We start from the raw sequence: 8,029 nt of genomic DNA, 5'->3' as shown, positions 1-8,029 counted from the left end.
CTATGTTTTCAACATTCATACAGCTAAATTAATGATATCCTTGCGTAACATCAGTAATTTTAAACTCGAGTTTGACCCAAAATATGGCTAATAAGTGGATTCATATACTTTCAAATCTATAGTCAAAAGCACTTGATGCGTACAAACCGAAGCTAAAAAAATAAGCCTAAGCCATGGTTGGAGTTATTGTTTATCATGTTTAATGATTTTAATTACCTGTTTTTTAGACAGTTTCTAAGGTGAGTAGGCTTAATAGCCGCTTAAATCTTTATCGAAGTATTGTTACAGGATACGTCTTTATTTTTCTAAGTTTAATATTAGGGTTTTAAAATCTTGCAGATTTGCACCTTAATTGAAATAGTACGTAATGAAGTCTTTTTTTTCATTAGTTAAGTTTTCTCATACCATATTTGCGCTTCCGTTTGCACTCGTGGGTGCGTCGCTTGGCTTTCAGCAACAGCATGATTTTCAGTGGAAAACTCTTTTTTGGATCTTAGGCTGTATGATTACGGCTCGTAATGCGGCAATGGCATTTAACCGTTATATTGATAGAAAATATGACACGGCGAATCCACGTACTTGGGTTCGGGAAATTCCGGCAGGGATTATTTCCCCAAAAGTTGCGCTCCTTTTTGTGGTCGTGAATAGTATTTTGTTCAGCTTTTTTTCATGGTGCATCAGCGAACTATGCTTTTATTTATCGCCGATTGCCTTAGCTGTTATTTTAGGATATTCATACACGAAACGAATTACGTGGCTTTGTCATTTTTTTTTAGGTATAGGACTGGGTTTAGCTCCCGTAGGGGCGTATGTAGCTGTGGTTGATTCCTTCTCGTGGATGATTGTTTTGCTTGGCTTTACGGTGATGCTATGGGTAAGCGGCTTTGATATCATTTATGCTTTACAAGATATTGGTTTTGATAAAGAACATAACCTAAATAGTATTCCGGCATATTTTGGGCTACAAAAAGCATTATTTATTTCGAGGGGGCTACACATAGGTTGTTTATTAGGTCTGATGATATTTACGTATCAGATTGAGGCCGGCTGGCTTTCATGGACAGCTACGGGGTTGTTTGCAATGCTTTTAGGATACCAACATCAGGTTGTTGGAAAAGGAGATTTATCCAGAGTTAATCTTGCTTTTTTTACCACAAATGGCATTGCATCCGTAGTTTTTGGGGGTCTAATCGTGTTAGATTTATTTACGTTTACGTAATGCAGTAAAAACCTTAGAACACCGATTTTGTGCTATTTCAAATCTCAAAATAGCCAACAGGATTGTGTCAGTTGATTTTGTCTATTCTAACTTGGTGGCGTCCGCCTTCAAACGGTGTGGTTAAGAATGTCTGGATAATATCAAAACTATCTTGTGGAGTTACAAAACGGGCGGGGAGGCACAGCACATTGGCATCATTATGTTTTCGGGCAAGTGCTGCAATGTTTTTTTCCCAACACAGTGCTGCTCGGATATGGGTATATCGGTTCGCTGTTATGCACACACCTTGCCCGCTACCACAAATCAAAATCCCTTTATATTCAGAATGTTCCTGAAGAAACTTTGCTACCGGATGCACAAAATCAGGATAATCTACGGAATTTTGATTGTGAGTTCCAAAATCACGTACTTCAATGCCGGCTTGCGTCAAATTAGCCTTGCAGGCTTCTTTTAGTTCAAAGCCGGCATGGTCAGCAGCTATAGCAACCAAATACATAGAGAAACTACAATCGGTTTTCTAATAACTTGAGTAAATAGCTCCCGTATCCACTTTTAACTAATGGCTGAGATATTTCAGCTAATTGTTGGTTGGTTATATATTTCATTCTCCAAGCTACTTCTTCTATACAACCGACTTTAAGTCCTTGTCTGGCTTCTATAATTTGCACAAAATTAGCAGCTTGTAATAGTGATTCATGGGTTCCGGTATCTAACCAAGCCGTGCCACGTTTTATGACCGTTACTTTCAGTTTTTTTCTTTCAAGATAAATTTTATTAACGTCTGTTATCTCTAATTCGCCTCTGGGAGAGGGTTTTAGGTTTCGGGCAATTTCTACGATGGAGTTATCATAAAAATAAATTCCGGGAACGGCAAAGGAAGAGCGTGGCTTAGTCGGCTTTTCTTCTATGGACAAAGCATTCCATTGTTCGTCAAACTCCACCACACCATAACGTTCTGGGTCATGGACATGATATGCAAACACGATTCCGCCGTCTGGATTGCTACAAGATTGAACGGTTTGGGAAAGACCTTCTCCGTAAAAAATATTATCGCCTAAAATCAAGCAAACTTTATCCTGCTGAATAAAATCCGCACCGATAATAAATGCTTGTGCAAGGCCATCCGGTGAAGGTTGCTCTGCATAGTGTAATGACAACCCCAACCTTTTTCCGTCTCCTAGCAATTGCTTAAAATGCGGTAAGTCATGCGGGGTAGAAATAATCAATATTTCCTGAATTCCGGCCAGCATGAGCGTAGAAAGCGGATAATAAATCATCGGTTTGTCATAGACAGGCATGAGCTGTTTGCTCATAACCAGCGTAAGTGGGTGCAGGCGAGTTCCTGAGCCTCCCGCTAAAATGATACCTTTCATATCGCAAAATTGCGCATTTTTTAGGTTATTTAGCTCCCTTAGCAGTTAATACCACCGAATTAACCGTAAATTCACTATTGTGGTTCTTTACTCCGTTAGCTTTAAACACCATTGTTTTTAAGTTAGTGCCATAACTAACTTGGGTTTCTATTCACTTTGGGCTTGGTGAATGTATAAACTACGGGAACTACAAACAGCGTTAAGATGAGTGAGAGAGCAATTCCGCCAACAATCACCAAGCCAAGCGGTTTTCGGCTGGTAGCAGCAGCTCCAAGTGAAATAGCTAAAGGCAAAGCACCAAAGGCAGTAGCCAAGCTGGTCATCAGAATCGGGCGCAAGCGGTGAACCGCCCCTCGTAATGCGGCTTTCTCGCGGCTAAGACCTAACTTAAACTCATTATTGGCAAACTCTACAATCATAATACCATTTTTAGTTACCAACCCAATCAGCAAAATCATACCAATTTGAGAGAACAAATTGATGGTTTGGTCAAAAGCCCACAACGTAACAAATGCACCCGTAAGAGCCAAAGGAACGGTAAGCAAAATAACAAATGGATCTATAAAACTCTCAAACTGAGCAGCTAACAATAAGTATGTTAGAATTAGAGCTAAGATAAATACAAAAAATACATTGGAGGAACTTTCAGAAAAGTCCCGCGAGGGGCCGGATAGAGACCGCTGAAAAGTTTCATCTAATAAAGAATCTGCAATTTGGTTCATCGCTTTAATACCGTCTCCAATTGTTTTTCCTTCGACCAAAGAAGCCGAAAAAGTGGCAGACTTATATCTATCATGGTGGAAAATGGTTGGGGGAGTGCTATTTTCTACCCAATTAGCTACACTCGCTATTGGAACCAACTTTCCGGTGCTACTTCGTACATTAATTTTTAGGAGGTCTTCCGGTTTCATACGGTTATTCATCGAAACTTGAATAATAACTGTATATTGATTTCCATTCATGGTAAAGTAAGCAGCCCGCCCGCCGCCAAAACCGGTCTGTAATGCTTCAAAAACGTCCGCAGTTTGAAGCCCTGACTCACGTACTTTATCTCTATCTACATAAATCTGAAGTTCAGGTTTATTAAACTTAAGATTTACATCCACATTTTGAAAAACTTTATTTTGTTTAGCAGCATCTAAAAATTTAGGTACTACTTCACGTAGTTTTTTAAAGTCAAAATTTTGAACTACAAATTGAACCGGTAGCGTTCCCCGTGAAGCCATTCCCACCGAAATCGTTTGCTCTTGAATAGCAAACACTTTTGCATCATAATATTGACCAAACATTTTGTTAATCTGCATAGCAACATCATTTTGAGAACGAGTTCTTTCGTTAGGCGGAACCAATGATAATCGCCCAAAAGAACTGTTCATTCCTGTTCCAAAAAAACTGGGAGTAGCATTAAACACAAACGTCCTTTCCGGTATTGAATCATAAAGGTAGTTACTGAGGGAGTTTGATAACTTTCGGGTATAGTCAAAGCCACTTCCTTCAGGTGTCGTGAGCATCAGACGAATGCTGCTTTTGTCTTCCATCGGAGCCAACTCCTCGCTAAGCGTTTGGTTTAGATGATAAATTGTTACAAAACTTGCCGCGATAATGATCCCGATAATCCAACGTGCTTGTAATGCTTTGCTTAATATAGACTCATAAGATTTCTCTAACCAAACAAAGAATGGTTCTGTTTTTAAATAAAACCAACTATGCTGTTCGTTGTTACGGTTTAGATAAACATTTAATACCGGAGTAATTGTTAATGACACAAAGGCCGAAATCAGAACTGAGCAGGCTATGACGACCCCAAATTCCCGAAATAAACTACCTACAAAACCCTGCAAGAATATAACCGGCAAAAAGACAACTGCTAAGGCTAACGAAGTGGCTATTACCACAAAGAAAATTTCATCACTGCCTTCCCGCGCTGCGTCCCGAATATTCATACCGGATTCTAATTTCCGGAAAATATTTTCTGTAACCACAATACCATCATCCACAACCAAACCTGTAGCTAAAACAATCCCCAACAACGTAAGTACATTAATGGAATAACCCATGAGATACAACACAAAAAAGGAGGCTACTAACGATATGGGAATATCTATCAGCGGGCGAATCGCTATCAGCCAATTTCTAAAAAATGCAAATACTACCAACACAACTAAGCTAAACGCAATTAGCAGGGTCTCAATAACTTCATGAATCGAATGACGGATGTTTTGGGTATTGTCAATAAGCAGTTCGATATGTATATCTTGCTTATTTTCAGCCTGTATTACTTTTAATCGTTTATAAAATTCATCTGCAATTTCGATATGATTTGCTCCCGGCTGGGGGATAATAGCGATTCCTAATCCGGGCATCCCGTTTAACAACCACGTAGATTCTTCTACCTCTGTGCCTAACTCTGCATAGCCAATGTCTCCTATGGTTACTGTTCCATTGGCATCTTTTCTGACAATCAGTTGGTTAAACTCTGCCGGACTTTCCATACGCCCTTGTGTATGGAGGCTTAATTCTGTTTGAGTACCGGTGATTTTTCCGGCAGGTAGCTCTATATTTTCGCGGTTAAGTGCAATTTTAACGTCCTGAAATGTTAGCTGATGAGCTTCTAAGCGAATGGGGTCAATCCATAGCCGCATAGCATAGCGTTTTTGCCCAAAAATATTGGCAGAACTCACACCATCAATGCTTTGGAGGCGCGGCACTAAGGAGTTTTCAGCATAATCTGAGAGTTCAAAAATACCTTTTGTCGGGCTTTGGATAGCTATCAGAATGATAAAGTCGCTATTAGCATCGGCTTTTGAAACAACTGGTGGAGCGTCTAAATCTTGTGGGAGATTACGCATAGCTTGGCTTACCTTATCCCGAACATCTGCCGCCGCAGCCTCCATCTCTACTCCAAGGTTAAACTCAACGGTAATAAGACTTGTGCCAACAGAACTGGTCGAGGTTATCGTTCTAACTCCCGGAATCCCGTTTATCTGCTTTTCAAGGGGTTCTGTAATCTGGTTTTCAATAATTTCTGCCGGAGCTCCAGTGTAAGCTGTGCGTACCGTAACGGTTGGCGGGTCAATGGCCGGATACTCCCGAACCGGCAAATATTGGTAAGCTACTATCCCAAATAGCAGCAAAACAATATTCATTACAATAGCTAAAACCGGGCGACTTAAGGATAAGGAAGGTAAACTCATAAAGAATTGCGAAATAAAAACAAATTTTGTAAATAAAGTAATTTAAACTTTTTTTACAAAATCAATAGTGCCCTAAATATTTTTTTAAAATCTTTGTATCTTATTGAAAATGAGCAAAATATAACTACTTTTAAAATGGGATGCTTGTTCTTTAAAACGAGTTGATTATCAATCGCTTAAGGCATTGTTTAGGACAGGATTGCTAAGCTATCTTTGTTCTTGGGCTTTTTTCATAACAAATCTTTATCTGCAAAAGAGAAATAAGATAAGCCTGCAATGATTATGTGGTCTAATAGACTGATTTCAAATAGATTGGATAGTTTCTTTAGTTTCTCGGTTATTTCTTTGTCTTGTGTGCTGGGATTTGGGTCTCCAGAGGGGTGATTATGGAGCAAAATAAGTGCTGAGGCGCGAAGTAATATAGCTTCTCGAATAATCAAACGTGGGTCAACGAGTATGGTGTGTAAGCCGCCAGTAGAATGACGTTTTTGCTTTAAAAGCCTGTTTTTTCGGTTTAGAAATAACACATGAAATTCTTCATGGGGTAAATCAACCAAACGAGGGCGCATAAACATTGCTACTTCCGAAGCACTTGTAAAGGTTATATTCTCCGGAGCCTGTATATTTTTTCTGCGCCCTAACTCAAAAACAGCTAATAATTGCAGGGCTTTGGCCTGACCAATACCGGGAATGGTAAGCAGCATTTCATATTCACACTGTGCCAACTGCAAAAGTCCTTGGGTCTGTTGCAGCAAATTGCGCCCTAAATCCACAGCAGATTGGTTCTTGGTCCCGTTACCAAATATTAAAGCCAGCAATTCAGAGTCTGTTAATGAGCCTACCCCCAATTTCAAACATTTCTCTCGTGGCCGATCTTCTACCAACCAGTCTTTTATCCGCGTGGGTTGTACCCAGTTCCTTTCCATAATTCTTGTATTTAAGGACAAAAATCAGGGAAATTTAGGCCGCATTTAGGGAAAGAAAACGAAGTGGGTAACAAGAACCTGCTCTTTAAAACCTGAAAAATAACTATTCAATTATTAATCAAGGCTTTAACCAATTTTTGTCTAATATTTTTTGGCAAGTATTTAAAACTACTTTGGGCGAAATAGTATGTATAGAAAAAGCAGACCGGTAGCGATATTTTTCCCATCGTTGGGTTTCCGTAAGTTTATCTTGGGTTAATTCTGGTGGGTAAATAGCTTCTAAGCAGGCATTTGTTTCGTCTGGATACGGGCAAAAACGACCATAATGTGTTCCGTTTAAGACTGCAACAACTGGTGTGTTTAAGGCTGTGGCAATATGAACAGAACTTGTGTCATTAGAAATCAGCAGTGCTGCATCGCGTAGTAGGGTCAAAAGTTGTGGGAGTGATGTTTGGCCGGTAAGGTCAATAGCCGGAACAGTTAAATGATTTAAAACAGCTTTTGAGTAGATTTCTTCGCCTGGCCCTCCGGCAATTACAATCGTTAGGCCAAACTGTTGGGCTATTTGCTGCGCAACCATAGCAAAGTTAACAGCTGACCAGCGTTTATACGACTGCCTCCCGGCAGGAAAAAGCACAAAATACGTTTTAGAAGGCGGCTTACCGATTACCTCCGCTACCGAATCCCAGATGATTTCCGGACGATTTATCGGTAGTTTTGCATGAACAACTTTATCTATCAACCATCGGTTCCTAAAAAAATCAAACCGGATATTATCAGGAGGTGAAATAAACTCTGTGTACCAAGTGCGCGAAATAGCATCTTGCCAGCTAAAATTACTGGATAAATCCCCATTTACCCCAATTCGCTTGGGGCTATTGGTATGATAAACAATATAATCATCTAAATAAAAAGAACGAGAATAGGTTAAGTTGATGGTAAGTTCTGGGTTATATTGACGGATCTGCCGGATAATTTCTTTTCGATATTCGAGATTTTGTTGCCACTTTGTTTTGTTTACCCATACGCAATCAGCAGCTAATTGGGCATCTAAGGCTTCCCACAATTGTTTCCAAGCAATATTACCGCAGAGTATCATTTTTTTCTCCGGCCAAATTTGGTGTAATAACGGTAAGAAGTTGCGCCACAAAATATAATCCCCAATTTCATCAAGCCGAATCCACAGATAAAACTTTTCATCCGGTTTTAAAAGTGGCTGTGCTGCTTCTTGAAACGAAAGAAGATACCGAAAATATGCTAAAATACTGCGTATTAATCGTTTCCAATAATAAATTTGGAAATATTTGGCAATCATAA

General features: G+C 39.6%; 6 protein-coding genes. 1 reads left to right on the top strand and 5 read right to left on the bottom strand.

Annotated elements, in window-relative coordinates; translation table 11 throughout:
* Positions 1-367 precede the first annotated feature (367 nt).
* A complete protein-coding gene (gene ubiA / locus LC115_04330; GenBank protein ID MCZ2355908.1) occupies positions 368-1,219 on the top strand; it encodes a putative 4-hydroxybenzoate polyprenyltransferase in 852 nt (283 codons plus the stop codon).
* A 67-nt stretch (positions 1,220-1,286) separates the two neighbouring features.
* Here ubiA and rpiB read toward each other — a convergent pair whose 3' ends face one another.
* The 5 genes from rpiB to LC115_04305 form a co-directional block, all read right to left on the bottom strand.
* Positions 1,287-1,715 (bottom strand): ribose 5-phosphate isomerase B, encoded by a 429-nt coding sequence (gene rpiB / locus LC115_04325; GenBank protein MCZ2355907.1) that lies wholly within the window; start codon positions 1,713-1,715, stop codon positions 1,287-1,289.
* Positions 1,716-1,722: 7 nt separating this feature from the next.
* A complete protein-coding gene (gene rfbA / locus LC115_04320) occupies positions 1,723-2,592 on the bottom strand; it encodes a glucose-1-phosphate thymidylyltransferase RfbA (GenBank protein MCZ2355906.1) in 870 nt (289 codons plus the stop codon).
* Between the two features lie 134 nt (positions 2,593-2,726).
* A complete protein-coding gene (locus tag LC115_04315; GenBank protein MCZ2355905.1) occupies positions 2,727-5,786 on the bottom strand; it encodes an efflux RND transporter permease subunit in 3,060 nt (1,019 codons plus the stop codon).
* Positions 5,787-6,016: 230 nt separating this feature from the next.
* Positions 6,017-6,712, bottom strand: coding sequence for a DNA repair protein RadC (gene radC / locus LC115_04310; GenBank protein MCZ2355904.1), 696 nt, complete (start codon positions 6,710-6,712; stop codon positions 6,017-6,019).
* Between the two features lie 118 nt (positions 6,713-6,830).
* Entirely contained in the window at positions 6,831-8,027 is a 1,197-nt protein-coding gene (locus LC115_04305) for a glycosyltransferase family 9 protein (GenBank protein ID MCZ2355903.1), read from the bottom strand.
* Between the last annotated feature and the right edge of the window lie 2 nt (positions 8,028-8,029).

It is taken from the genome of Bacteroidia bacterium, from assembly GCA_026932145.1.
Classification (GTDB): Bacteria; Bacteroidota; Bacteroidia; order J057; family JAIXKT01; genus JAIXKT01.
This window is presented reverse-complemented; position numbering and strand designations above follow the sequence as displayed.